Genomic DNA, 25,664 nt, shown 5'->3' on the forward strand with positions numbered 1-25,664 from the left:
GGTAAAAAGAAGGGACAGAAATATGAATCAAAAAAGGACATGGACGGCATTATTATTTTTAGATATCATCCTTTTTTTGCTGGCACTATCAATAAATATCGTACCATTATATTTTCTAGTCATTTTCCTTTCTTTTTTCATCTATAAAAATGGAAATGCCGTACTTTTTAAAGAATACGATGAAAGAAAAAAACAAAAATACGAAGAATATAAAGTTGTACAAAATGCAGTAAAAGAGACGATTCGTAAAGGTAATATATTAAAGAAGAAGGAGTTGTAGTTAATCATGGCAGATGGAAGGATTTTATTTGAACGTGAAAGAGAAGACATGGCAAAAATTGTACAGTTGATTTTTGAACGTAAAAATACGAATGTTGCGGGAGGTAATTTTTCATTTAAAACAATGGATAAGAATGGCAAAGAATATATCATCATGACACCTACGATGATGTCACAAGCTTATCTAGGACATGTTTCGCCGTCACAAATTTTAGTGGTAGAACCTCACACGAGAAAAGTGGTTGCTGGTGAAGGGGGATTAACAAGAGAAATCAATATGCACGAAGCAGTATATGACGCAAATCCAGAGATCAAAGCGGTATTACATGCGCATGCACCAAACAGCATGTTCTGGGCTACTAGCGGTTTGGATATGCCGAACTTAACGGAGGCAACACAGAAAGTTGAATATATTGAGGTATTAGAATTTGAACCGAATTGTTCAGAAGAATTAGCTGAAATTGTAAGTAATCACATTAAAACCATGGCGAGAAAAGCTTTGCCACATGAATTTTTACTAGATAGTCACGGCGTGTTGATTACTACAGGTGGAGAAACTGGAATGGAAGCTATCCACGCTGCCCTATCCATTCTTGATACAGTGGAATGGAATGCGGAAATTGCTTATAAACAAACGATTTTTCAAAAATTAGGTATTTTGGATGGGTACTATTCTAAAGGAGTAAAAATAGGAACGATTGATGATTTGATGAGACATGAACCGATCTATAATCAAATTGTGAAAATGACTTCTGGGGGAGATTAATAGACAAACGGTAGAGGAAATAAAAGCATTATTCTGTTGAAGTAGCTTTATTACTATGAGTTATTAAGAAAGAGTCTAAAACAAAAACTAGTTTTTGTTTTAGACTCTTTTCTCTATTTTTTACATTTTACTCTTCAGTTAACTCTATGGCTGTTTGTTTTTTTCTAAAAAAGAATAGAAGAACTGCGTTAGAACTCGTTGTTTCAAGAGAACCTGTTGCAAGAACAGTCAACACAAAGAAGAAAATATCAATAGCTAACACAAGCATCGCAAAAAATAAATTGTTACCGCTAAGATTAGTCATGCCGCAGATAATAAAAATGATATAGATTGTTAAAGTACCACGACCTCTTAAACCAGCGTCACGGTATCTTCTTACCGTCATTGCCAATGTTGGAAGGAATGTAGCTAAACCTAAAACAACTAACAAGATCAAAAGTCCTACGGAGTCTGCAAAAACATCTCTTAATTGTGATTCCAATAAATAATCATAATCGCTCTCATAATTTGAAATGGCAATAATAGCAGATATAATCTTTGTTAGAAATGAAGTTAGTAATGCAAATGAGATTATAGAAAGAATCAGTGTCACCCACCAATATCCTGCTCTCGTTGTTCTCCCTTTAAAATCTACATATCCAATAAAATAATCTTTTAGTGATTGAACGAATGAAACTTTCCCAGCTTTTTGTTCAATTTTACCCATAGTATACCTCCTTTTTTTAAAGCAAGCTTTATCATATCATCGCAAGTATGATGAACACAAGAGAATTTCTAATAATATGTAAAAAAACTGTCATCCATAAAATCAATTGATGCGGATCGGAATAAATAAGTTGATTTATTTAAGCATATATAGTAGAAGGTATTTTATTAAACTGTGATAAATCTTGTTAAAAACATTGCAAGAAATCTCTATTTGCGTTAAAGTAAGAAAAGAGAACTGTGAAACATTTTCTGTTTCACGCAAGGAAGGTAACATATGACACCAGAAGAATTTAAACAGCTATTAAGCCAAAAAGAGATTCATTTATCAGAGCACCAAATGAAGCAATTTGCCCGTTATTTTGAATTGTTGGTGGAATGGAATGAAAAAATGAATCTTACGGCGATCACAGAAGAAAAAGATGTTTACTTAAAGCATTTCTATGACTCTATTTCGCTAGCGTTCTTTGAAGATTTTTCAACAAACAAATCAATTTGTGATGTTGGTGCTGGAGCAGGATTTCCTAGTATTCCCTTAAAAATCGTGTTTCCAACATTACAAGTAACGATCGTTGATTCATTAAACAAACGAATCACATTCTTAACAGAATTAGTTAATGAACTTAAGTTGGAAGATGTTTCTTTATATCATGATCGTGCAGAAACATTTGGACAAAAAGAAGAATTTCGCGCAGCATTTGACTATGTAACTGCTCGCGCCGTTGCCCGTTTAAATGTATTAAGCGAGTTATGCCTGCCATTAGTGAAGAAAGATGGTTTTTTCTTAGCCTTAAAAGCTGCTAAAAGCGAGGAAGAAATTACCGAAGCGAAGCCTGCTATTGCTATTTTAGGAGGCAAATTTCAAAAAGAAGTTTCATTTGAATTGCCAATCACAGATGATGAGCGCCATATTGTTGTAATTCAAAAGAAAAAAGAAACACCTAAAAAATACCCAAGAAAACCGGGTTTACCAAATAAGCAACCAATCAAATAAGATGGAGGGACACAAATGGCACGAATAATTTCTGTAGCGAATCAAAAAGGGGGCGTTGGTAAGACAACGACCACTGTGAATCTTGGTGCTTGTCTTGCCTATTATGGTAAGAAAGTGTTGCTGATCGATATTGATGCTCAAGGAAACGCAACTAGTGGTATCGGTGTACGCAAACCAGATGTTGCAACAGATGTATATGATGTATTAGTGAATGAAGAGCCAATCAAAAATGTTATTCAACAAACGTCACGAGAAAACTTAGATATTGTTCCAGCAACGATCCAACTGGCTGGTGCAGAAATTGAATTGACGTCAATGATGGCTAGAGAGTCTCGTTTAAAAGCAGCTATAGATGAAGTTAGTGATATCTATGATTTTATTTTGATCGATTGTCCACCATCATTAGGACACTTAACTATCAACGCCTTTACAGCGAGTGATTCGATTTTGATCCCTGTGCAATGTGAATATTATGCATTAGAAGGATTGAGTCAGCTATTGAATACGATTCGTTTGGTTCAAAAACACTTTAATCCTGATTTACGTATTGAAGGTGTTTTATTAACGATGTACGATGCACGAACGAACTTAGGTGCTGAAGTCGTTGAAGAAGTCCGTAAATATTTCCGTGAAAAGGTATATGATACGATTATTCCAAGAAACGTTCGTTTGTCTGAAGCGCCAAGTCATGGTTTATCAATTATTGATTATGATCCTCGTTCACGTGGTGCCGAAGTGTACCAAGCACTAGCAAAGGAAGTGTTGGATAATGAGTAAAGGAAAAGGTTTAGGTAGAGGCATTGATGCATTGTTTCAAGAGTTTGCTAGTTTGGAAGATGTAGATGTTCAAAAAGAAGAAGTACTGGAAATTCCTTTAAATGAACTTCGTCCAAATCCTTATCAGCCAAGAAAAACATTTGATGAAGCCTCTCTGCAAGAATTAGCGAATTCCATCCAACAATCGGGTGTATTTCAGCCAATTATTGTAAGAAAGTCCGCAGTTAAAGGGTATGAAATTATTGCTGGAGAACGTCGCTTTCGTGCATCAAAATTAGCAGATAAAGAAACAGTTCCGGCAATTGTACGTGAATTCGATGAAGAAACAATGATGCAAGTTGCTGTTTTAGAAAACTTACAGCGTGAAGATTTAAATCCATTGGAAGAAGCAGAAGCCTATGATATGTTGATGAAGAATCTGAAATTAACGCAAGCTGAAGTAGCAGAACGTCTAGGAAAAAGTCGTCCATACATTGCCAACTACTTACGATTGTTAACATTGCCAACTCAAGTTAAAGAGATGGTTCAAGGTGAAACATTGTCAATGGGGCAAGCAAGAACATTACTGGGATTAAAAGATAAAGATTTGATTCTAACGTTGGCCAAACGAGTGGTAGCAGAAAATTTAACTGTTCGTCAATTAGAACAAATCGTTAACGATCTAAATGAAAACCAAGGTAAAAAAGTGCCTAAGAAAGAAAAGAAAAGCGGGAAAGAAAAACCTTATTATATTCGTGAAAGTGAAGATCGTTTGATGGATAAATTTGGTACAACTGTCGCGATTCAAGAAAAAGAAGGTAAAGGGAAAATCGAAATTGAGTACCTTTCGCAATCAGACCTAGCTAGAATCTTAGATATTTTGGAGATTCATTTTGATGAAGAATGATTAATCAGACTAACAATTGAATAAAAAGAGTGTGGAGGAAAACTATATTTAGTTTTCCTCCACACTCTTTTTATTCGAAAATTTAGATTATTCCAATAAACACAGATCAAAACCAAAATGAATAATTAAATCTAACCAGACATTCGATCATTTACTAAAATAAATATTTTGGAGTAATAAATATTTATAAAAAACAGAATATGTAAAAATAAAAATAATTTTTCTTATTATTATATAAAATAAGAAAAATTTTCAATTGTTTAACTCAAACTAAATGAACACTGTTAAATAGATACTTAATTAAATATTTACAAGTCAAGTATACAATAAATAATTTAGACATGTCAATGCGGAATAAAAGAATAACAATATATTTAGTTAATGTACATTATGATCAACTTAGGAGCTTAAATTATGTAATTGACAACAGAGCTTGGTCGAACAGCATTAGAATATGAAAAAGTTAAAATAAAATCAATTCCTAATATTAAAGAATAGTTCTAAAAAAACTTACTTATTTTTATACGCCGTCAAATAGACCGTCAAATAAATTATTATAGATCATCTGTTTTTGTCAGTAATCAAGAAAGAGTCCCCAATATTCCTTTTTCATATTTTATAAATAAATAGGATTCGTTTATTTTATTAAAATTATTATTTTTTCTAAGATTGTTTTTTCACTCTTTCAATAGACCGTCATCTAACCGTCATAGGTGAAATATAAATACTTATGTAATAGTACTTAAGTAATAATTTTTCTTATTTTATATAAGAATAGGAAATTCCTACTATCTAAATTTACATTTTGTGTGTAGTACAGGTTTTAAAATATGTATTATGTAGACTTATCTGAGGAATTTTTGACAAATACGAATGGTTGGCATTTTAGTATATATAAAAATTAAAAGGAGGATTTTCCATTTATGAGGAAAAAAATTATTATATTGACCGACACATTAAGTGCAAACGGACTATTGCAAAATAGTTTGTTAAATATGGATTATGAAATCATGGTTTCAAAAGATATATTAACTCAACCGAGAGATAAAGAGTTCTATTTTCTGCAAAATTTTGATCTTATTATTTACCAACAGTCTATGTACAGTGGGCTGAAAGAATCATTTCTAGATAACTTAGCGTTACTGAACAAACCAATTGTTGTCTTGACGTTCGAATCTGAGCAAGTCAATAAGTCTAAATATATGAATAGTACAAACATAATTTTTGTTCGTTATCCAATATCTGTTACTGATTTAGCTAGTAAGTTGGCAACTATTTTTGAGGAAGATGCAAGTCGTACAAATAAAAACAAGCAAGAAAGAACGGTAAGCTCTATAAATAATGACGATTTTTCTCAAAATACAACGTCATTTTCAAATGTAGCTAAAACCAAAAAGCAGTACTCTTTTCAATTGAAAGATCGTACATTGATTATTGATAATTGGTTGATTCCATTGACTAAAAAAGAACATCAGGTGCTAGAGCACTTTATCAAGTCAGAACAAAGAGTTTTTTCCAGTCAGTCGCTGTGTGAAGCCATCTGGACAAATGCCAAACAAAAAAATAAACAGGCATTGCTGAGTAATCTAATCAATCGTATCAAACAAAAGATAATGGAAAAAACGTCAATTTTTGAACCATTCATTTTAAACAAAAAAGGGATAGGTTACTACCTGAATCAGGAGTTTATTTCATTAGATGAACATCAGGAGGAAGGCATAAGAGAACTGCTGGTAGGCGGTGTATAGATAAAGAAGGGTAAGTAGAAGAAGGGAAGCGGGAGATTTGGCGATATTTAACAAGAAAAACAACAAAAAAAATAAATACGAGGATGAGTATGAAGAGTACTACGATGAGTATGACGAATATGATGAATACGATGAGTATGAGGATGATGAATTTGAAGAGGAGTCTTATGAACCACCTAAAAAAAGTCGACCAGAAGCCTCAACTAAAAGAGAACGTTTGGAAAATGCCATGAGAAAACAAGAGCAAGAAATACAACAGGAACAAGCGGCTGTGGTAGAGCATTTAACCAATGAAAATCAACAGTTTCAAAAAGAAGTACAACGTCAGAAAACAATGGCAGAGCGATTAAAGGCAGAAGTTGAAAATAAACAGCAGGAAATCGATCAATTAACAATGCGTTTGACCAGCTCATCTAAATCTAAAGAAAGAATTCTCTCGCTTGAAGAACAAATAAGGCAATCAGAAGATTTGCGTATACAGTTAGACGAACAATTATTAGAGGAACGGACAAGGGGCGCTGAGATCGAAAAACAATTGCGCCAACAAGATATGATGAAAAATCAAATTGCAGAAGTTTTGATGGAAGCCAAGGAAAAAGCGCAACAGATTATTGAGCGTGCCACCATTGAAGCTGATCGAACTGTTGAAGCAGCAAGACATGAAACGAAAAAAGCAGTTTCTGAAGCGTCAATCGAATTGAAGATGATCAATCAGGAAGCAGCAAATTACCATACTAGAATACTTCGTCTGCAAAGTGAAACAAGTGTGCTGATGGAAGATCTTTTAGGTAAAGCTAGTAGGTTAGCTGACCAATCACTAGATTAAGGAAAGGGGATTAGGAAGTGGTTTATCAAAATATTATGGTTGACATTTATCAAGCTGCCGCTCCAGCAGTAGGTGAGCGTCTTTTTGATGATGATATGCTACGGGATATCTATTATATCTGTGAAGAGATTTTTCAAAAGAGAAATAAAAGGATCCCTTATCCTCAAAAAGATGTAGAAGAGTATTTTGAAGAATTTCATACCATAATCTCTTTTTTTAAACATGTAGAGATTACTTTAGACTTCGTAGATCTTGACTGGTCCGCCTTACTTGATGAGCTGATTCATACATTTCCTCAAATTGCTTGGATAGGCGGATCTAAGGAAAAAGAGGATAAACGTGTGGTTTACTACATTGATTTTGTTCCTATTGCATATAGAGAGACGGGGTTTCCCTTCATGGTCAATTTACTAGAATCACTGAATCAGCAATTATTTGATGATGAGAATGATGCACTAGAATCATTTGAGGGTGAAATTGAAAGACTTGTGTCGAAATTTATTAAACCACTTCAAGATAATAGTACCATTCCAATAGAAAAAACAGAGGTTTCGCATTACGAGGATGACGATATTGATAATGCTAATTACTTACTGAAAATTGAAGAAGCTGTTAGCAGAGAAAGATACGCTAAAGAAAGAATGCGACTAGCAAATAAAAAATTAGAAGTTGTAATTGATCAAATGGAGCGGCAAAATTTATCTAGAGCTATGAAGGAGTTAAGTCAATCTAGTAGTGATGAAAATGAAAATTGGGATCGGATATTAAAAGTTGATTTGAGAGAATATTCTCAGTTGTTGCAAAAAGCTAAATTTTTGGAACAGTCGTGGTTAATGAACAAAGAGTTAGTTACAAAGTCTGAAAAGATGACCATTTCTGATAATCAACTGACGTATGAAAGAGAACAGGTAAGAAGTTTTAAGGATTCAGTTTCTACCAATGAAATTTATCTGATTTTAGACGAGTGTAAGTTAATTGAATCGAGAGTAAAAATCAAAAAAAAATCTTGGTTTCGCCAGCCTCATGTTCGGATCATGAAGATGGACTATGACAGTATATTAAACAAAGCAGCCTATTTTGATCTTATACAAGGAGAAAATTACTTACTAGAACAAATAGTATTAAATGAAGAGACAATAGTTGGTGCTTAAACAATTTGTCTTCTAACTATCTTGATTATTTAAAGAAAAAAGGATTGGAAATGGTCGGCTTTTCCAGTCCATCACTACATAGTTTATTTAAAAAACTAGCAAAAAAAGTGCTTTTCACCGATATCAGAAATAACACATTGCCAAAGTAGCAATGTCAATGATTAAAAATATAGGGGGAAAAATTTAAGTTAACTTGCTTAGATGTACTCGCTTTTATTGTTTATACCTACTTGTAGCTGTTCTTCATAATGTTCATACAGTTGCTATGTCTATTTTTTGAAAGGTCTACATAAATTTTATTATGCAGGGAGTTTGAAATGCGATGACTAATGAACGAAAAACACTTCGTTGGACTGCTCTGATGATCGTTTTTTTTCTGTTATTGTTGGCATCTATGATAATTGCAGTTGATGTCGGGGTTGCTGTTTCAGTGAGACCAATTTTACCAAAAAACCAACATGATCCAGAAGTAACTTACTATGATCTTAGAATGGCGCCTAGTCAAGAACAAGAGTTGATACTTGAACTAGACAATACTTCTGATAAGGAAAAAAAAGTGACGCTACAAATCAATGAGGCAACAACAAATGATGCAGGGGACATCGATTATTCAGATCGATCAAAGTTCATTCCAAGGGATAAAAGTTTGAAAGTTTCTTTAAAGGATATCGCAACAACTGAACCAGAAATAACTATTCCCCCGAAAGAAATGATCAAAGTCTCAGTTCACTTAAAAATGCCAAAGGGTCTATTTAATGGAATGGTCTTAGGTGGTATTAAAATTGTTTCATTTGAAAAAAACAATGAAACAAACGAATCAGACAATAACAAAAAGCCAAGTAAAAAAACATATGTCGTAGCTGTCAAATTAACAGAGACAGATACACCAGTTGAAGCTGAATTGGACTTATTGGAGATGAGTTCATCACAAGAATCAGATAAATGTGTTATAAAAGCAACACTTCAAAATAATCAAGCTGTGAATTTAGAGGATATTGAGTACACAGCAAAAATATACGAAAAAAATTCGGATAAAATCGTTCATCAAAACAAAGTAACTGGGCATCGAATGGCACCAAATTCAAGTTTTCAATTCATTATTGCAGAGGAGAAACAAAAATTTCAAACTGGGAAATACCAAGTCCACCTAACTGCTAAGTCTAAAGATACCGGACAAGAATGGAAATGGGATAAAGAATTAGAAATTACAGAGGCAACAGAGAAAACAACAGTTTCTAAAGCAAGTGCAGATAAAGAAACCATATTATTTTATACCGTTATTTGCGTAATTACATTTGTATTTTTATTGCTTCTATTGTTACTTTTATTAATTTTAAGAAAGCGCAAGGAGAAACATTACGAAGAAATAATGAAGTACAGAAAGAAGAAGCGTAAGCGAGACAATAAAAATTCTCAGAAAATAAGAAAACCTAAACGAGACAAAGGTGACAAAGTCGAGAAGAAAATTGCAGGATCTAGACGTTCAAGAAGATTAAGAGGCAAGTAAGAAATTGAAGAAGCTTTTCAAAGCCATTAAGTTGTTACTAGCCACACTATCCCTACTTAATATCAGAAAACATATAAAACTTGTTGTAGTTGTTCTGGGTAGAGAGCTACTACAATATTGAAATAAACTTGAAGTACAGTGATTTTAGGAGTTGGAGGAAATGAACGAAACAGAACACAATCCCCAAAGACAGGGAAAAAAAATCATAAAAAAATATATTCTTCATCAAAAAGTCAATCCAAGACTTTTAGGGGTAGAGCTTTTCAATAAACAGTTAGTTACACCATATGAAGCATATCTATCCTGTAAATTGATATTTAAAAAAGATATTCAATCATTAATGGAGCTTGAACAGGTTGCAAAAAGAATACAAGAGGCATGGACTGAAAAAAATGATACATTGCTGATTAAAAAAATAAATATTTTTACATCACCTGCGTATATTGTTTTAACCTTTACAATAGGTTTTTTTGAACAAGAACAAGTAAGGTCTCTTCGGGTATTAAAAGAGTGTGCTAAAGAACTTATTGAGACGAATGATGAATTTATCAAACAAGAACAAGATGCACATTTTAAAAGAAAAGAAGAAGAAATATATGGAATTCTAGAAAAATGCAGCCAGCTAACAAAAAAAATGGAGGGACTAGAAGATAGACTTATAAAAAATGAATCGATTGTTTTAGGTTCTGGTGAATTGCTTAAAAATGAGCTAACAAAGGTGAGTCAAACCATTAAAGCGCAAATGGATCAAGCGGAACATAAAATGAAAGATATCCAGAAGCATTCGGAGGACAAAAAGCAAGAAGCAGTAGAAAAGCCTGTACACGTAGAAACCGGAGCTCAAAAAAAAAATATAGTCAGTAAAAAAAGTCCACCAGTACAAAAATTTAGTCTCAATCCATCAAGACAACAGCAAATAAAACTAGAAATAAAGGGTAGAGTGCCGATAAGGCTGGTAAAAAAAGATATAGTCAAAAGAGAATCAATCAAAAAAAATGTTCTAAAGAAGCCTGTATCCCAAGTTGAGCTAGAAGTTTTGAAGTGTTTTACAACAGAGAGTGAAGAACTAAGTAAAAAGCGAATGATACCGAAAAAACAGTTTTTAATTTTAAAGGAAAAAGTGGAATTTATAGACTACTTATGGATGCTATTAGAGATAGAAGGGAAAGAAGAAATTATTGTTGCTGGTAAGTTAAGTTGTAGAGAACTTATCAAAGAATTAGGTCAATTTATGGAAGCTGTAGAGAAAGTGGCAGTTGGGCCCACAATATTTAATTATTGGGTGTATTGTTCACAAGAATTATTAGTCAAACTAGAGGGATATGCGGCATTAAAGAACCTTCTAAGTAGCTCCTTAAAACTGAGTAACGAGTCAATCAACACAATTTTAATAAATGAGGCATGATGATTAGTCTGCTATTTTTAATAAAAAGGGGTGGTATACAAGAAACTAGACAAGTTTCAAATGTATAAGACCTCTTTCATTTTCTTTTTAATAGTTTCTTATATTTATTTGTATAACAAATAAATATAAGAAACTACTCTCAAAAAATTTCTTTTTTCCTGAAATTTTTGAAACTAAATAAAAATAAAATTCATGCATACTTGGTTAATAAAACCAAACGTAATGTAAGGTTGTATGAGGAGTTAGTGTGGAATAGACGAAAGAGTAACTAAGTGTACTAGTTTAAATAGATAAATGATCGAATTGATAAAATAACGAAATAAATGTTTATAAAATAGCGGTGTTTTTATTTTCTTGAATTATAAAATTAAATTTTAGAAAGGATACTAGTTATGGCAAGAAGAGGAGAAAATATATACAAAAGAAAAGATGGTCGTTGGGAAGGCCGATACATAAAAGGTAGGCAGAAGAGTGGGAAAATTCGTTATGGATATATCTACGGATATAAGTATTCAGAGGTAAAACAGCAACTTATTTTAATGAAATATCAAAATCAAGCGAGTAACAACAAAAATCTTCTTCCCTATGAAGGACAATTAGTAGATTGGACAAATTATTGGTTGGAAACATTCGTTCGTCCAAAAGTAAAGAGCAGTACATATGCCAGTTACAAAAATAAAATGGATGTTCATGTATTATCAAAAATAGGTTCAATCAAGTTACAAAAGCTAAAACAAGTAGATATTGACTCTTTACTCAAAGAGATGGATAAAACACTTAAAGCAAGCTCGATTAGATCAATAATTTCAGTATTGAAGAACTGCTTGAGTAAAGCATTATCTCTAAATTTATTGACAGAAAATCCGTGTATAGGAGTAGAACTTCCCAAGCCGAAAAGAAAAACTGTCCAGGCGTTATCCATTAAAGACCAAGCAAAATTGGTTAAAGAAATTAACACTAGTCAGAAATTTTTCTCTATCATGCTTGCTTTACAGACTGGCCTTCGAATCGGAGAAATTTGCGGATTGAAATGGGAAGATATTGATTTTGAAAATAATACTCTATTCGTTAATAGAACCGTATTGAGAATTCAGACTGAAGATAAATCTGGAAGGAAGACAGAGATTATTGAAGTAACGCCTAAAAGCAATAATTCGCAGCGGAAAATCCCGATTGTTGAGTCTTTAAAGAAACAGTTGTTAGAACTTCAAAAAGTATCGACTAGTGACTATGTTATCTCGAATAAACACAAGGCTCTGGAGCCACGGACGATTGCTTATCGTTTTCAAATTATTCGTAAAAAAATTGGCTTAGAAAATTTTTCTTTCCATTCTTTACGACACACGTTTGCTACACGTTGCCTAGAAGCAGGTGGGAATATTGCGACAATCAGTTCTTTGTTAGGACATTCATCGACAAAAATGACACTTGATTGCTACACAAACTCATTTTTCACAGAAGAACGTAAACTAGTAGAGAAGCTCGAATTTATTTAAGGTATAAGTAAGCTAAATAAAATTTGTGATTAGGATAGAACTTTTTGAGCTATATCCCGATCACATGGAATGGGTAGAAGTAACTCCTCCTTATTTTCGGAGTTAAACACTACCATCCAACCTAAGTAAAGGAAAATATAAATTTATGTTTTGGCGATGTCAGAAGAATAGATAGTGTACAATAATTGATCAAGATCAGCTATATCTACTTTTTCGTTGTAATTTGCTATAAAGAAGAAATATTTTCCACGTTTACTTAAATAAGAACAGTCAACATTGCTAATAATCAGATCATATAGCTTGTTTGGGGCTAATGGTTCAGCTTGTGCGAAAGTAGTTAGTTCCACGTATTTGATCCACCAATTCGTAAATTTCGTTTTGCATAACAGGTCACCTTCGATGAATACGCCAACAGAAAGTTTCGGTTTGATACACTCTTCATAAAAACTTATTGCATGAGCATATTTTGTTATCAGAATAGTATCATGAGCATCGACTACAAAAAGTGTTGGGTATTTTTGGTTTAAGAAATAAGTGAATGTATTGATCATTTCAGAGTATTTAGCTTTTTCAATATCTGTATAGTTTGGATTCCAAAAGTAATCAATATACCCATTAAATAGTAAGTGATGATAGCCAATAGTTTTTAGATAATGATGAAAAGTTGTGTTGTGTGCCTCATTCAAATGGGTATTCGGATAACATTTCTCCAAAAAACTCGAAAATTCATTATTTAGCGTTCGAACGAAAAGATTGCTTTGCTTTTCGATTGCGTCGAGTTCTTTTAGATCGTGGGAATTGGCAGGGATGATTTCTTTACCTAACATAAATAGCAGCAATAAGATGGTTTCATTAGGGAGCATCTTAAATGAATAATAAACTAAAAATGATCCAAGTACTTTATTAATTTTTTTAAACAAGTGTGAATTTCTTAGCGCATGTATAAATATTTTTTGACTGTTGATACCTGTTTTATTAGCAAAAAAAGGTGTTTGCTCACTATAATCTTGTATGCTTTTTTGGGCGTGCCTTCTTTTTAATAAACTCAAATAAATAATTAACTTTTTTTGCGACAAAACAGAGATGGGACTACCTAAAATTAGCTGGATATTACTAACAGTTTCGTAAACTCTAGGATCAACATTAGGTGTTTTCAATTGGTGTTTAGGATCTGTCGCTAAGTATAAAGACACATAGAAAAAACGGACTTGCAATTCAGAACCCAGTAAGCAGCCATTTTGTATTAACAGGTCAAATTCTTTTAATAAGCCATTCAATTCGTTGATTTTTCTAAAATAGGTAGAATGACTAATCCCGATTTTTTCGCATAAACGAGTAGCATCGATGGTACCGCAAAGCAGTAATTCTTCTAAAATTCTATATTTTGGTGCACGAATAATTAGTTCATTATAAAGAGTGTGAAGAGAATAATCAGGTTTGGTATGAAATTCTATCGTACGCTTGTTTACCACGATTGAAAATCGATTATTCGACTGGTTTGCTGAGGTCATTAAACTGTCAATCATTTTGGATAAAAAATACTCTCCTATATTTAAATGATGTAAGAGTTCTTTTTTTGTTGCAATTCCGCCAACATTACTCATATATATCAATAAGTCCATTTGATAAACTTCAAATTTTTCTAGTAAGTCAAATTTTCTCATAGCAAAACTCCTTTAAATATCAGTGTAAGGGATTATTTATTTAGCTAAGAAGTCAGGATCATGCTTTTTTAGTGATTTTTTATTATTATCCAATATAAATATGGAAAATACAATCCTATTTTCAAGTGAGTAAACATTCTTTTTTTGTAAATAACGCTATTGATTTATTGGGATTTATTATTAATTAGCAGAAAATGAACAGAACCAAAAATAGCTTTTGCTTGATTGCCAAAAAAATGGTATTGTATCCTTGTATGTTTATGTCTGATTTCATAAATATTGACTACTATTTTAGAAGGGATTTGTCTATAATGTATGATCTTGGTGATATTGTAGAAATGAAAAAGCCCCATGCTTGTCAGGCAAATCGTTGGGAAATTATCCGAATGGGTGCCGACATTAAAATAAAATGTACGAACTGCGGTCATATTGTTATGATGACACGCCGTGATTTTGAGAAGAAAATGAAAAAAATTTTGGAAAAAAACTGATAAAGGATAGTGAATAATCAATGGCATTAACAGCTGGAATCGTAGGTTTACCAAACGTAGGAAAATCTACTCTTTTTAACGCAATTACAAAAGCAGGAGCAGAGGCGGCAAACTATCCGTTTGCAACAATTGATCCTAATGTAGGCATGGTTGAAGTACCAGATGATCGCTTACTACGCTTAACAGAGCTAGTGAAACCTAAAAAAACAGTACCAACTACTTTTGAATTTACAGATATTGCTGGAATTGTAAAAGGCGCAAGTAAAGGTGAAGGATTGGGGAACCAATTTTTAAGTCACATTCGCCAAGTAGATGCGATTTGTCATGTGGTACGTTGTTTTGATGATGATAATATTACCCACGTTGAAGGACGTGTAGATCCGTTAGCGGATATTGATACAATCAATTTAGAGTTAGTATTAGCTGATTTAGATTCCATTACGAAACGTTATGCTCGTGTGGCTAAAATAGCTAAGACGAAAGACAAAGATGCAGTAGCTGAACTAGCAGTCTTAGACAAGCTTAAGCCTGTTCTGGAAGAAGGATTATCTGCAAGAACAATCGAGTTTACTGAAGATGAGCAAAAAATCGTAAAAAGTTTGTTCCTACTAACAGCAAAACCAATTTTATATGTGGCAAATGTTTCAGAAGATGAGGTAGCTGATTCAGATAACAATCCTTATGTTCAGCAAGTCCGTGATTTCGCTGCAAACGAACAAGCAGAAGTTATTGTGGTTTGTGCACGCGCAGAAGAAGAAATTGCTGAGTTAGATGATGAAGATAAGGCGGAGTTTTTAGAAGCTTTAGGAATCGAAGAATCAGGCTTAGATCAATTGATTCGTGCAGCTTATGATTTATTAGGACTAGCTACTTACTTTACTGCTGGTGAGCAAGAAGTTCGGGCATGGACTTTCCGTAAAGGGATCAAAGCACCTCAAGCAGCTGGAATTATCCATACGGATTTTGAACGCGGATTTATTCGTGCAGAGACAGTTTCTTTTGATGATTTGAATACGTATGGCAACATGCAGGCAGCGAAAGAAGCTGGGAAAGTTCGTTTAGAAGGAAAAGAATATATTGTTCAAGATGGCGATGTTATGCTTTTCCGTTTCAATGTATAGGAAAAATTCACTAAAAACTGTTTTTCTCCCTAAAAAATATGTTAGAATACTTTTTAGGTAAAGACTGCCCCATTGCCACGGGCGAGGAGGACGTAATAATGGAATCAGAAACACTTAGAGACATCGTTTCAGAAAATCGTGAACTTGAACAAAAATTAACAAAGAGAAATGAACAATACATTTTTGACTTGAAAAAATCATTAGTTGCTGCCAATCTTTCAGAAGAAGCACAGACGCTTGCTTTACACGAAATTCTACCCCATTTAGTAGAAGGTCAAAAAAGTGGAAAGACCGCACGTCAGCTTTTTGGAACGGTTGCCGAACGCACGGAGTCTATATTAAATAAACCAGAAGAACTGCCCGAATCAACACCTGCTTTGATGTGGTTAGATAACACATTGTTGTTGTTTGGTGTAATGACAATTATGTTTTCAATTATGATGATGTGGTCTAAAGGTAAATCACAACCACTAGGGTTATTAACATTAGTGTTGGCATCAATGGCTGGAGGGTATGCATTTTATCTGATGTATAAGTACGTATATCAATATGATCGTCCAGGTGTGGATAAATCCCAACGTCCTAGTTGGTTCAAAACAGGTTTAATCTTGGTTGGAGCGATGCTTTTATGGCTTGCTGTCTTTGCAGGTTCAGCAATGTTACCACCTGTTATCAATCCTGTGCTAGATCCAGTTATTGTAATCATTATTGGTGGAGCTGCATTAGGTACTCGTTACCTGTTAAAGAAAAAATATAATATGCGCAGCAGTTTGGCGCGTTAAATAGAATAGTAGAAATCCGAGTATTCGGATTAAGGGACTGTAACAAGACGAGGTTTGTTTTGTTGCAGTCTTTTTATTCGTATTTTCGTAATTGAAGGGTTCGTATTTGTAAGAAAAGCTTTAGCAAGATACCATAAGGAAAGTAGGAATAAATGTTTCAATAAATTTTCATTATGAGTAGGTGAATAAATGAAGGTGTGGATCAGTAGACATAGTCGATTACTGATACTTCTGAGTTTTTTTGTACTGAGTGTATTGTCTTTATATGTCGTTTATTTTCAAAATAGTCGTATTTTGATTGGAGATGATTATCATTTTCATCAAAATCGAATTGAAGGATTAGCATTGTCTTTGAAGCATGGCGAGCTACTGCCAAAAATAAGTTACTTTTTCATCGGTGGTTATGGTTATGCATCCAGCTTGTTTTATCCAGACTTTTATTTGTATTTTCCAGCAGTTTTACGTGCAGCTGGTTTGTCTTTGTCAGCTAGCTTTATTTTTTTTGGTATGGGAATCAATCTGAGTACGTTTATTTTAACGTATGTATCTGGTAGGTATATGGAATTATCGAGAATAAAAAGCTACTTATTTTCATTGTTATACACACTGTCTATTTATCGATTACAAGATTTTTTTAATCGGCAAGCAATTGGCGAACTCTTAGCAATGAGTTTTTTCCCTTTGGTTTTGGCAAGTTTGTATTTGTTAAAAAATGGTCAGAAGGAGAAATGGTTGTTGTTAACTGTAGCTATGACAGGAATTGGATTAGCTCATTTTATTTCTTTGGAAATCATTAGTATCTTTATAGGGATGTATATTATTTTCAATTTGAAACGATTTTTAAAAAAAGAGGTGATAATTGCTATACTGAAAGCGACTGGGGTAACAATTTTGTTGCTTTCCTTTTATTTGATACCCGTTTTTGAGCAGATGAGTCATATCACGTTCCAAGTAACGTCAAATCCATTGACGTTGATTTCTGATCGAAGTTATTCTTTAGGTGTATTACTGGCTAATAGCTTTAAAAACAGTGTTTTTCATGCATCTTCAGCGAATATAGGGATTATTCTATTGTTTGGTTTACTCATCTATGCAGCGACTCTTTTTAAACGAAATGTACCCAATCGTGATTTGATTATCCTTGCTGTTTTCTTTATGTTTATAACGACTAATCTGTTTCCTTGGCAACTATTTAACCAAACACCAATAAATACGATTCAATTTCCTTGGCGTTTTTTATCGATCGTGACGATGTTATTGTCGTATCTTATCGCTAATGATGATTTAGGATTATTTAAAAAATTTCCAAGTGCTCCAATAATTTTGATGATGATCATTTTACTTGGCGTTACACTATATGAGAAGGAAAGCGTTGATACAGAAGGGAAAAGAGATTTACTCTATCAGACCTATAACGCAACGAATAGTTATTATATTGGTGCGGGACATGAATATTTACCAAAAGAAGTGAACTATGAGACGATCAAACAAAATAAGAAGCGAAAAGTAATTTATAATAAAGACGAAATAGACGTATCAAATGCTAAAATGACATTTGACTCGGTGATATTTAATTATCATACAAAAAATGCGAATAGAGCGATGGTTACTATTCCATTTATCTATTATTATGGTTATCAAGCTAAAATAGTCAGCGATGGGAAAGAAAAAGTGATCCCAGCTTTCTTAGACAAACAAAATGGATTAGTGGGCATTCAGTTATCTGGTAAAGGCAGTGTATCAATCTCATATCATTCAACGTTGGCTCAAAAAATTTCATTAGGAATATCAGTTTCGACTCTTTTGATCTGTATAATATGGAAAGCTGTATTTCCGATTTTAGCAAGGTTAAAAGGAAAGAACTAATTACAGTTATCCTTTTAAAAAGATAACAATATCATTAGAAAGTACTCATGTTTTGTAAAACGAGCAGAAAATTTCTGTAAACAAGAAAATGCGGTTGACTTCTATTTTATTATCTGTTATTTTCTTATATAAAATTAAATAGAGGAGTGGTCAGGAAAATGTCTAACTGGGAAACAAAATTCGCGAAAAAAGGTCTTACATTTGATGATGTTTTATTGATTCCTGCAGAAAGTCACGTGCTGCCAAATGAAGTGGATATGAGTGTGCAATTGGCAAAAAATATTAAATTGAATATTCCTCTAATCAGTGCAAGTATGGATACTGTAACGGATAGCAAAATGGCAATTTCAATGGCTCGTCAAGGTGGTTTAGGTGTTATTCATAAAAACATGAGTATTCCTCAACAAGCAGATGAGGTCCGTAAAGTAAAACGTTCTGAAAGTGGCGTAATTATTGATCCATTTTTCTTAACACCTACGAATTTAGTCGCAGATGCTGAAAATCTGATGAGTAAATATCGTATTAGTGGTGTGCCTATCGTAGAAACAATGGACAATCGTAAATTAGTTGGGATCATTACAAACCGAGACATGCGTTTTGTCACAGACTATCAAATGAAAATAGAAGAAGTAATGACGAAAGACAACTTAGTAACTGCCCCAGTTGGCACTTCTCTAAAAGATGCTGAAAAGATTTTACAAAAACATAAAATCGAAAAATTGCCGATCGTTGATGAAAACAACCGCTTAAGTGGTCTGATTACAATCAAAGATATTGAAAAAGTAATTGAGTTTCCAAATGCAGCTAAAGATGAACATGGCCGTTTGTTAGTTGCTGCAGCGGTTGGTGTTACAAGTGATACATTTGAACGTGCAGAAGCGTTACTAGAAGCAGGAGTAGATGCGATCATTATTGATACAGCTCATGGTCATAGTGCTGGGGTTATTCGTAAAATCAAAGAAATTCGTGATACATTCCCAGAAGCCACACTTATTGCTGGAAATATTGCAACTGCTGAAGGTGCAAAAGCTCTTTATGATGTAGGGGTAGATGTAGTGAAAGTCGGAATCGGACCTGGTTCAATCTGTACAACACGTGTCGTTGCGGGTGTTGGTGTACCTCAATTAACAGCGATTTATGATGCAGCTTCTATTGCACGTGAATATGGTAAAGCAATCATCGCAGATGGCGGAATCAAGTATTCTGGAGATATCGTAAAAGCGTTGGCAGCTGGCGGACATGCAGTTATGTTAGGTAGTATGTTAGCAGGGACAGATGAATCACCTGGTGAATTTGAAATTTATCAAGGTCGTCGTTTTAAAACGTATCGTGGTATGGGCTCATTAGGGGCAATGGAAAAAGGATCAAGTGATCGTTACTTCCAAGGCGGTGTTAATGAAGCCAATAAATTAGTTCCTGAAGGTATTGAAGGACGTGTTGCCTATAAAGGGAGCGTATCAGATATTGTTTTCCAAATGATTGGCGGTTTGAAATCAGGTATGGGATATGTTGGCGCAGCAAACTTAAAACAATTGCGTGAAGAAGCACAATTTATTCAAATGAGTGGGAATGGTTTGAAAGAATCTCATCCTCATGATGTGCAAATTACAAAAGAAGCACCTAATTATTCTGTAGAACAATAACCATAAAAAAACTCCTATGTCCAATTACTGGCATAGGAGTTTTTTTAGTTATTGCACAAGGCGTTCATCTTTAGAACCATAGTACATATGAAGTGGTTTGGCTTTGTTTCCTAATAATTTTTTAGAAGGTAAAATCTCATAGCCTTCTCCACGTAGGTGGTCGATCACAGTTGCTACAGCATCTACGGTTTCTGGATGGATATCATGCATCAAAATGATTGTGTCGTGGTAGGCAGTATCATGAATCCGTTTAATGATTGCTTCAGCATTATGGCTTTCCCAATCTTGAGAATCTACAGACCACTGGATGATCGGTTTATTGATAATTTTTGCCACTTCTGTGTTTACAGCACCATAAGGTGGCCTAAAATCAGTTGGAATTTTACCGATAGCGTGGTAGATGGCTTTGTCTGTTTGTTGGACCTCATCTTTCACTATTTGTTCATCGACTCCTGTTAATTGAGGATGTGAATAGGAATGACTAGCTACTTCATGTCCTTCTTCTGCAACCCGTTTTACAAGCTCTTCGTTTTTCACGACATTTTGACCTAACATAAAGAATGTCGCTTTGACGTCTTTTTCTTTTAGAATATCCAACAGTCTTGGTGTTGTCTCAGGATTTGGTCCGTCATCAAAAGTCAGTGAAATATACTTTTTATCTGGATCTAGAGGTGCTGACACTGCATCTTTGATAGCATCTGGATCAACAAACTCTGGGTTGATGTAGTTGGCAATTTCTTTATATGGCAACGTGATTTCTTTTTTGCCAGTTGGATTTTCTGGTAATTCTAAACTGATTTTATCGGGATAGTATGTAAAAGCAGTCCCATCTAGTGAAATCTTTGGCATATTGAGAACGCCATCGATGACACTATTACCATCTGGACTTTCATCAAGTAATTTCTGCTGAAGGACTTGATAAATAGCTAAGAGATTAGCTTCGCTTATAAAAATATCCTGTAGCGTCAGTGGTTGTTTTGTTTTTTGGTTAACATATGCAACATTTTTACCTAAAACAGTTTTTTCAGACCAATCTTCTTTTTTTGAATCCCAAGTATAAGTATCAACAGTTGTTTGATAGCCTATCACTTGTTCATTGGTTTTGATTTTTTTTACATATCCAACGATTTTGGCGGCCGTTTCTTTAGGTAGATTTTTTTTAGCTTCTTCTATTAAAATAGTTAGTTCAGTTTTTATTGTTGGTAATTGAGGGATAGTGTCAGTAGTAACAGGTTCATAAATTAATGTCTGGATGCTGCCTTCTGTTTTTTCTTGTTCCGTACTTTGGAGTTCTTCTTGTTTTTTAGCTTCTCGAATCTTTTCTAACAGCAAGGCTTCCTTTTGTTTATAAAGACTGTCATCTTTAACTTTACTTACTTCTTTTGGTTTAGGTTGCATGATTTTTGTTGCGTATACGCCACCGCAGATTAAGATAAAGGAGACACCAAGAACTGATATAAGGGCTACCTTTTTTGGGAAAGTCTGCTTATTTCTTTCGCGCCGACTATTTCGAGTACCACGTGGCTGTTTTTTTCTATCCATAACGTTCAATCCCTCTAATTTATAAATTTGGTTGTTTTCAGTAATCTCAATGTATCATGCATGTTTCATACTTTCAACAGTCCTATGGATAAATTAGTGTTTCTTTCTATTTATTTAATTAATTTCAAATTACCCATATAAGGTACCAAAACCTCAGGAATTGTTACTGAGCCATCTTCATTTTGATAATTTTCTAAAATGGCAGCGACAGTACGGCCAACCGCTAAACCAGAGCCATTTAAAGTGTGAGCATATTGAACTTTGTCATTTTCATCACGGTAGCGAATCATAGCACGACGGGCTTGGAAGTCTTCACAGTTTGAACAAGAACTGATTTCACGGTAAGCATTTTGCGCTGGAATCCAGACTTCTAAGTCATATGTTTTAGCAGCAGAGAAGCCCATATCGCCTGTAGCAAGTGACATTACACGATAAGGTAGATTCAATTTTTGTAAAATATCTTCCGCATTAGCTGTCATTTTTTCTAATTCTTCATAAGAATGCTCTGCATCACTGAATTTTACCATTTCAACTTTATTAAATTGGTGCAGACGAATCAAACCTCGTGTGTCGCGACCAGCACTTCCAGCTTCAGAACGGAAAGATGGGCTAAGGGCAGTGAAATAGATGGGTAAATCTTTGCCATCTAAGATTTCATTATTATAGTAGTTTGTTAAAGGGACTTCAGCTGTAGGGATCAATGTCAGATCTGTACCCTCTAATTGGAAAACATCTTCTTTAAATTTAGGAAATTGTCCTGTACCAAACATAGAATTGCTGTTTACAATATATGGTGTCATCATTTCAGTATATCCATGATCATAGACGTGCATATCTAGCATGAAATTGTATAATGCACGTTCTAGTCGGGCGCCCAGACCTTTATAGTAAACAAAACGACTTCCTGAAACTTTCGCTCCTCGTTCAAAATCAAGAATATCTAGACTTTCTGCAACATCCCAATGAGGTTTTGGTTCAAAAGCAAAGTTTCTAGGTTTACTCCAACGACGTACTTCAACGTTATCATCTTCATCTGCTCCTACAGGTACAGAGTCATGAGGCAAGTTCGGTAATGTTGTAGAAATTTCTTGAAGTTTTGCATCGATATCTTCGATTTCAGTATCTAAGGCTTTGATGTTACCGCCAACTTCTTTCATTTCGTTGATTTTGGCTGATGCATCCTCTTTGTTACGTTTCAATTGTGCAATTTCCGCAGAAACATCATTGCGATACTTTTTCAGTTCTTCTGATTTTACCAATAGGTTGCGTCGGTTTTCATCTAAGCGTAAAAACTCCACTAGTATTTCTTCTTTAACACCACGGGTTTTCAATTTTGCTTGAACTTCATTAAAGTTTTGACGAATCATTTTTACATCTAACATAATTACTCCTCCTTATTTTAAGCTGAAAGAACTCTTTCAACCTTGACGCTAGGTAGCATTGTAGTAAAATAAAAAGCCACTCCATCCCCAGAAAAAAATTCTTGGGACGAAATGACTTGAATTTCGCGGTACCACCCAAGTTCAGCATAATGCTGCCCTTGTAAATGCAGATAACGGTTGCTGCCGGTTCGACTTATTTCGTCAAACGCATCTAAAAGAGACGGACTTCTTTATAGTAGAATATTTGCTTTCACCACCGCAAACTCTCTTTGATTCAGAACTATAAATACTTTTTCTCTTTGCTTGTCATTAGGATACAAAACTTTTATTTGAATGTCAACCTCAAGCAGTTAATTTCGTTCTAATGGCAAATGGATAATGAAAGAGGTCCAATGGTTATCGGAAGTTGCGTAGATATATCCACCGTGCAAAGCTATAATACTTTGTGCAATAGCTAAACCTAAACCAGTCCCTCCCGTTTCTTGAGATCGCGATTCTTCTACACGATAGAAACGATCAAATAATTGATCCAGAGATTTCTTCGGAATAGGAGAACCATCATTTCTCACGGCAATGACTGCTTCTGTACCTACTTTTTCAACATCGATGACAATATTTTTACCGCCTTTTCCGTATTTCAGTGCATTTGATAATAAGTTATTGAAGACCCGCACTAATTTTTCCGTATCTCCGTACATTTTTATTGACGCAGGATTGGCGTTTACTTGAATCTTCATATTATTTTTATCAGCCTCTAGTTCAAAATCTGCGGCAAGTTGTTCAACTAGTTGAGCCATATCAAAGTTGATTGTATTAATAGGAACGGATGGTTGTCTAACTTTTGTGTATTCAAAGAGGTCATCTACTAAAAGCTTCATTTGCTTCGCTTTCACATAAGCAGTATGCGTATACTTTAGTAAGTCTTCTTCATTATGAAACTGGCGATCTTCAATTAAACCTAAATACCCTATAATAGAAGTTAAAGGTGTTCTAATATCGTGACTAACGTTTGTAATTAGTTCATCTTTTGATTTCTCAATTTTGCGTTCATCCTCAATTGCGGCTACGGTGCTATCAACCAAACCATTAATGCTAGTAACAACTTTTGCTAAGTCACCACTTAATTCAAAAGGAATGCGGTGATCATAATTCCCATCAGCGATATAATGTAGTTCACTAATAATGTGACGTAGTTGCATTTGGCGATAACGTCGAATGAGACGCCAGTACAATACGCCAACATCGACTACAAAAAAGACAGGGATGATGAATTTCCCCCAACTCCAAAATAAATCAGTATTCAGTTCTTTAGCAAAAGCACCCTTAGTTGCCCATATAAGTCCTTGCAATGTTTGACTGCCACTAAGAAGAACCGTAATTGAGACATTTAATAGAAGCAACAGGATAATTGTAACGATTCCTTCAGCAAGTAATTCACTGATTTCTTTTGATGTTAAGGTAATCCGTTTTTGCTTCTCTATTTTCTTTTGTCTAACGAGCATCGATTTTATATCCAACTCCCCAAACTGTTTGAATGACTTTTTCTCCACCAGTTGCTTCTTCAATTTTATCTCTTAAGTGACTTACGTGAACCATAACCGTCTTTGCGGAAACAATACTTTCTTGTTGCCAGACACGTTCAAAAATTTCATCCGCACTGAAAACACGATTTGGATGACTGGCCAGGAGATATAAGATACCGAATTCTAAAGCTGTTAATTGGATTTCTTTTCCATCAACAGTTTTGACTTCATGTGAGTCCTTGTTAACGATCAACGATCCAATTTCTAGTATGTCAGGTTCATCTGCCTTAAGTTGCATTTGACTGCGTCTTAAAATAGACTTAACACGAGCCATGACTTCCAAAGGATTGAAAGGTTTAGTAACATAATCATCAGCTCCAGCGACTAATCCTTTAATTTTATCCATATCTGTAGTTTTAGCGGTAAGCATAATGATTGGGATTTGAGATTCCTTTCTCAACTCTTTAACGACTTGCATCCCATCCATAATAGGCATCATAATATCTAAGATGAGTAAATCAATATCTGAAATTGTGCGAATCTTAGATAAAGCTTCCTTCCCATCATAAGCTTTGACTACCTCATAGCCTTCGTTGTGAATATAAATACTCAGTAGTTCCACGATCTCTTTATCATCATCAGCGACTAAAATTTTCATATCATATATTTCCTCCATACATTATATAGTAGAATTCTTCTTTTCTATTCTAACAAATATTCGGAAAAATTGACAAAAACAGAGCGAAGTTACGGGAAACTTAGAATATATTACCAAAAATTAAGAAATGAGCTTAAAAAACCAGTTTTTCGTCCCAAAAACGAACAATAAAGAACAAAAGTAATAAAACAATCGGTAACGAAAAAAAGTTTAAAAAAAGTGCAAATTTTAGTTGACCAAAGCGCAGAAACTTGGTATATTATATCTTGTCGCAAGGCACTGATGAAAATCACCAAACGACAAAAATAGAATAACATTTCGAGTTTTAAAAAAACTTGAAAAATCAGGAAGAAAGTTGTTGACAAATAACAAACAACCTGATAAACTAATGAAGTTGTCGCGAAACAATCGATAACATCAAGCAGAAAAAAACTTTGAAACTTTTGAAAAAA

General features: G+C 34.1%; 22 protein-coding genes and 1 other annotated feature. Of the genes, 16 read left to right on the forward strand and 6 right to left on the reverse strand.

Annotated elements, in window-relative coordinates; all coding sequences use genetic code 11:
- Positions 1-22 precede the first annotated feature (22 nt).
- Both BCR23_RS09545 and BCR23_RS09550 read left to right on the forward strand, forming a co-directional pair.
- The gene (locus BCR23_RS09545; protein ID WP_069635261.1) at positions 23-280 is read left to right on the forward strand and encodes a hypothetical protein; all 258 of its coding nucleotides are present in this window, start codon (positions 23-25) and stop codon (positions 278-280) included.
- 6 nt (positions 281-286) lie between these two features.
- Positions 287-1,045 (forward strand): class II aldolase/adducin family protein, encoded by a 759-nt coding sequence (locus tag BCR23_RS09550; RefSeq protein WP_069635262.1) that lies wholly within the window; start codon positions 287-289, stop codon positions 1,043-1,045.
- 127 nt (positions 1,046-1,172) lie between these two features.
- Here the strand turns inward: BCR23_RS09550 and BCR23_RS09555 are convergent, their stop codons facing one another.
- On the reverse strand, positions 1,173-1,751 hold the full coding sequence (locus BCR23_RS09555) for a DUF805 domain-containing protein (protein WP_069635263.1): 579 nt from the start codon (positions 1,749-1,751) through the stop codon (positions 1,173-1,175).
- A 276-nt stretch (positions 1,752-2,027) separates the two neighbouring features.
- On the opposite strand from BCR23_RS09555, the gene rsmG reads away from it, so the two are divergent.
- The 9 genes from rsmG (at position 2,028) to BCR23_RS09600 (ending at position 12,540) form a co-directional block, all read left to right on the forward strand.
- Positions 2,028-2,744, forward strand: a complete 717-nt coding sequence (gene rsmG / locus BCR23_RS09560; RefSeq protein ID WP_069635264.1) for a 16S rRNA (guanine(527)-N(7))-methyltransferase RsmG — start codon at positions 2,028-2,030, stop codon at positions 2,742-2,744.
- A gap of 15 nt (positions 2,745-2,759) precedes the next feature.
- The gene (locus BCR23_RS09565; protein WP_069635265.1) at positions 2,760-3,521 is read left to right on the forward strand and encodes a ParA family protein; all 762 of its coding nucleotides are present in this window, start codon (positions 2,760-2,762) and stop codon (positions 3,519-3,521) included.
- The gene (locus tag BCR23_RS09570; protein ID WP_069635266.1) at positions 3,514-4,407 is read left to right on the forward strand and encodes a ParB/RepB/Spo0J family partition protein; all 894 of its coding nucleotides are present in this window, start codon (positions 3,514-3,516) and stop codon (positions 4,405-4,407) included. Before BCR23_RS09565 ends, BCR23_RS09570 begins: the two co-directional genes overlap by 8 nt.
- A gap of 923 nt (positions 4,408-5,330) precedes the next feature.
- Positions 5,331-6,155: a helix-turn-helix domain-containing protein gene (locus BCR23_RS09575; protein ID WP_069635267.1), complete on the forward strand. Its 825-nt coding sequence runs from the start codon at positions 5,331-5,333 to the stop codon at positions 6,153-6,155.
- Positions 6,156-6,192: 37 nt separating this feature from the next.
- On the forward strand, positions 6,193-6,981 hold the full coding sequence (locus BCR23_RS09580; RefSeq protein ID WP_069635268.1) for a coiled-coil domain-containing protein: 789 nt from the start codon (positions 6,193-6,195) through the stop codon (positions 6,979-6,981).
- A 17-nt stretch (positions 6,982-6,998) separates the two neighbouring features.
- Positions 6,999-8,132: a hypothetical protein gene (locus BCR23_RS09585; RefSeq protein WP_069635269.1), complete on the forward strand. Its 1,134-nt coding sequence runs from the start codon at positions 6,999-7,001 to the stop codon at positions 8,130-8,132.
- A gap of 322 nt (positions 8,133-8,454) precedes the next feature.
- Entirely contained in the window at positions 8,455-9,639 is a 1,185-nt protein-coding gene (locus BCR23_RS09590; protein ID WP_069635270.1) for a WxLIP family cell surface protein, read from the forward strand.
- Between the two features lie 160 nt (positions 9,640-9,799).
- Positions 9,800-11,044, forward strand: coding sequence for a hypothetical protein (locus tag BCR23_RS09595; protein ID WP_069635271.1), 1,245 nt, complete (start codon positions 9,800-9,802; stop codon positions 11,042-11,044).
- A 392-nt stretch (positions 11,045-11,436) separates the two neighbouring features.
- Positions 11,437-12,540: a tyrosine-type recombinase/integrase gene (locus tag BCR23_RS09600; protein WP_069635272.1), complete on the forward strand. Its 1,104-nt coding sequence runs from the start codon at positions 11,437-11,439 to the stop codon at positions 12,538-12,540.
- Between the two features lie 143 nt (positions 12,541-12,683).
- Here BCR23_RS09600 and BCR23_RS09605 read toward each other — a convergent pair whose 3' ends face one another.
- Complete coding sequence (locus tag BCR23_RS09605; protein WP_069635273.1) at positions 12,684-14,204, reverse strand: helix-turn-helix domain-containing protein; 1,521 nt, start codon at positions 14,202-14,204, stop codon at positions 12,684-12,686.
- 311 nt (positions 14,205-14,515) lie between these two features.
- Here BCR23_RS09605 and BCR23_RS09610 point away from each other — a divergent pair, with 311 nt between their 5' ends.
- The 5 genes from BCR23_RS09610 (at position 14,516) to guaB (ending at position 20,107) form a co-directional block, all read left to right on the forward strand.
- Positions 14,516-14,695 (forward strand): DUF951 domain-containing protein, encoded by a 180-nt coding sequence (locus tag BCR23_RS09610; RefSeq protein ID WP_069635274.1) that lies wholly within the window; start codon positions 14,516-14,518, stop codon positions 14,693-14,695.
- Between the two features lie 20 nt (positions 14,696-14,715).
- Positions 14,716-15,816: a redox-regulated ATPase YchF gene (gene ychF, locus BCR23_RS09615; RefSeq protein ID WP_069635275.1), complete on the forward strand. Its 1,101-nt coding sequence runs from the start codon at positions 14,716-14,718 to the stop codon at positions 15,814-15,816.
- A gap of 98 nt (positions 15,817-15,914) precedes the next feature.
- Complete coding sequence (locus BCR23_RS09620) at positions 15,915-16,598, forward strand: DUF1129 domain-containing protein (RefSeq protein WP_069635276.1); 684 nt, start codon at positions 15,915-15,917, stop codon at positions 16,596-16,598.
- 189 nt (positions 16,599-16,787) lie between these two features.
- On the forward strand, positions 16,788-18,464 hold the full coding sequence (locus tag BCR23_RS09625; RefSeq protein WP_069635277.1) for a glycosyltransferase family protein: 1,677 nt from the start codon (positions 16,788-16,790) through the stop codon (positions 18,462-18,464).
- A 158-nt stretch (positions 18,465-18,622) separates the two neighbouring features.
- Positions 18,623-20,107 (forward strand): IMP dehydrogenase, encoded by a 1,485-nt coding sequence (gene guaB, locus BCR23_RS09630; RefSeq protein WP_069635278.1) that lies wholly within the window; start codon positions 18,623-18,625, stop codon positions 20,105-20,107.
- A gap of 48 nt (positions 20,108-20,155) precedes the next feature.
- Here the strand turns inward: guaB and BCR23_RS09635 are convergent, their stop codons facing one another.
- From BCR23_RS09635 to croR, 4 genes are all read right to left on the reverse strand, one after another.
- A complete protein-coding gene (locus BCR23_RS09635) occupies positions 20,156-21,649 on the reverse strand; it encodes a polysaccharide deacetylase family protein (protein WP_069635279.1) in 1,494 nt (497 codons plus the stop codon).
- Between the two features lie 110 nt (positions 21,650-21,759).
- Entirely contained in the window at positions 21,760-23,031 is a 1,272-nt protein-coding gene (serS, locus tag BCR23_RS09640; RefSeq protein ID WP_069635280.1) for a serine--tRNA ligase, read from the reverse strand.
- 99 nt (positions 23,032-23,130) lie between these two features.
- Positions 23,131-23,343: a binding site (T-box leader), on the reverse strand.
- A gap of 38 nt (positions 23,344-23,381) precedes the next feature.
- Positions 23,382-24,533: a sensor histidine kinase CroS gene (croS, locus tag BCR23_RS09645; protein ID WP_069635281.1), complete on the reverse strand. Its 1,152-nt coding sequence runs from the start codon at positions 24,531-24,533 to the stop codon at positions 23,382-23,384.
- Positions 24,523-25,212 (reverse strand): response regulator transcription factor CroR, encoded by a 690-nt coding sequence (croR, locus tag BCR23_RS09650; RefSeq protein ID WP_069635282.1) that lies wholly within the window; start codon positions 25,210-25,212, stop codon positions 24,523-24,525. The genes croS and croR overlap by 11 nt, the downstream gene beginning before the upstream one ends.
- Positions 25,213-25,664 lie beyond the last annotated feature (452 nt).

It is taken from the genome of Enterococcus quebecensis, assembly GCF_001730365.1.
In the GTDB taxonomy this organism is placed as follows: Bacteria; Bacillota; Bacilli; order Lactobacillales; family Enterococcaceae; genus Enterococcus_L; species Enterococcus_L quebecensis.